General features: G+C 66.7%; 1 protein-coding gene. It reads left to right on the top strand.

What is annotated here, in order from left to right:
- Positions 1 to 1,229, top strand: a 1,229-nt coding sequence (gene hutU / locus AB4Y42_RS43985) for a urocanate hydratase (RefSeq protein WP_368697859.1), incomplete at its 3' end; no start/stop codon positions are given.

Below are 1,229 nucleotides of genomic sequence, written 5' to 3'. Positions count from 1 at the left end.
ATGAACCAACCGAACTTCACCGACCCGCGCCTCGACCCGACCCGCACGATCCGCGCGCCGCGCGGCAGCGAGAAGGTCTGCAAGACCTGGCTGGCGGAAGCCGCCTACCGGATGCTCCAGAATAATCTGGACCCCGAAGTCGCCGAGCATCCGCATGCGCTCGTGGTGTACGGCGGCATTGGCCGCGCCGCGCGCAACTGGGAGTGCTTCGACCAGATCCTCGCGTCGCTCAAGGACCTGAACGAGGACGAGACGCTGCTGATCCAGTCGGGCAAGCCGGTGGGCGTGTTCCGCACGCATGCGGACGCTCCGCGCGTGCTGCTCGCGAACTCGAACCTCGTGCCGCACTGGGCCACGTGGGAACACTTCCACGAACTGGACCGCAAGGGCCTCATGATGTACGGCCAGATGACGGCGGGCAGCTGGATCTACATCGGCTCGCAGGGCATCGTGCAGGGCACCTACGAGACGTTCTATTCGGTCGCGAACCAGCACTTCAACGGCGACCCGAAGGGCCGCTGGATCCTCACGGGCGGTCTCGGCGGCATGGGCGGCGCGCAGCCGCTCGCGGCGACCATGGCGGGCTTCTCGATGATCGCGGTGGAATGCGACGAGACGCGCATCGACTTCCGCCTGAAGACGCGCTACGTGGACCGCAAGGCCAAGACCATCGACGAGGCGCTGGCCATCGTCGAGGAAGCGAAGAAAACGGGCAAGCCGGTTTCGGTGGGCCTGCTCGGCAATGCCGCCGACGTGTTCGCCGAGTTCGTGAAGCGCGGCATCACGCCGGACTGCGTGACCGACCAGACGAGCGCGCACGACCCGATCCACGGCTACCTGCCGCAGGGCTGGACCGTGGAGCAGTGGCGCGAAGCGCAGAAGGTCGCGCCGGAAAGTATCGTGAAGGTCGCGAAGGAGTCGATGGCCCACCAGGTGCGCGCGATGCTCACGCTGCAGGAGCGCGGCGCGGCCACGCTCGACTACGGCAACAACATCCGCCAGATGGCGCTGGAAATGGGCGTGGAAAACGCGTTCGATTTCCCGGGCTTCGTGCCGGCGTATATCCGCCCGCTGTTCTGCGAGGGCAAGGGCCCGTTCCGCTGGGTGGCGCTCTCGGGCGACCCCGAGGACATCTACAAGACCGATGCCAAGCTCAAGGAGCTGATCCCGGACGATCCGCACCTGCACAACTGGCTCGACATGGCGCGCGAGCGCATCGCGTTCCAGGG

It is taken from the genome of Paraburkholderia sp. EG286B (assembly GCF_040965655.1).
GTDB lineage: Bacteria > Pseudomonadota > Gammaproteobacteria > Burkholderiales > Burkholderiaceae > Paraburkholderia.
This window is presented reverse-complemented; position numbering and strand designations above follow the sequence as displayed.